Origin of the sequence: Nocardiopsis codii (assembly GCF_036327455.1) — a bacterium.
Classification (GTDB): Bacteria; Actinomycetota; Actinomycetes; order Streptosporangiales; family Streptosporangiaceae; genus Nocardiopsis; species Nocardiopsis codii.
The window spans coordinates 1-703 of record NZ_JAUZMY010000084.1; the positions used below are offsets into that span (position 1 = coordinate 1).

Genomic DNA, 703 nt, shown 5'->3' on the forward strand with positions numbered 1-703 from the left:
TCATCACCAGCAGCGCGCGCCCGTCGGCCATGAACACCAGGCTGTTCGCGATCGCTCCGACCTCGCAGCCCAGCGCCTCCGCCGCCTCGGCGGCGGTGCGGGTCGACGCGGGCAGCTCCCGCACCCGGTCGCCGGCCCCGAACTCCGCGAGTGCCTCGACGACCCGCCGACTGCGCTCGGGCAGGTTGGTCCCGTCCGCCATGTGCTCTCCCCCTACTCGGTGCCGTGGCACAAGGTGCCGAGTGGCAGGGTACGCCCTCGGGCAGCCGTACGGCCCGGGAACCGGTGAACGGGCCGCGACCCGCGCGCCCCGCCCCGGGGCGGGCACAGCCGGAGGCCCCGTCCTAGGCTGACGGGGTGCCCGTACGCAACCGTTGGATCATCCTCTCCGTCAGCATGGTGGCGCAGGTGGCCAGCGTGTCGGCGATGTTCGGCGTGCCCGTCGTGCTCCCGCAGCTGCGGGACGCCTTCGGGATCACGACCGCGCAGGCGGGGATGCTGGCTGGACTTCCGTCCCTCGGACTGCTGCTCACCCTCCTGCTGTGGGGAGTGGTGATCGACCGGGTCGGTGAGCGGTCGACGATGGCGCTGAGCCTGGTCCTGACGGCAAGCGCGCTCGGCGCACTCTGGACCGTCTCCGATCTGTGGGGCGCCGTGGTGGTCCTGGTACTCGTGGGCGCGGTCGGCGGCCCGGTCAACGCGG

The 703-nt window shown here is 73.3% G+C and carries 1 protein-coding gene and 1 pseudogene; one reads left to right on the forward strand and one right to left on the reverse strand.

All coding sequences use genetic code 11. The features are described 5' to 3' along the window. Positions 1–202: pseudogene (locus Q8791_RS31730) on the reverse strand (YbaK/EbsC family protein); the annotation flags it as partial. Between the two features lie 155 nt (positions 203–357). Between Q8791_RS31730 and Q8791_RS31735 the strand changes: the two are divergent. Then, the coding region (locus tag Q8791_RS31735) for an MFS transporter (protein ID WP_330095549.1) at positions 358–703 on the forward strand (346 nt) is incomplete at its 3' end.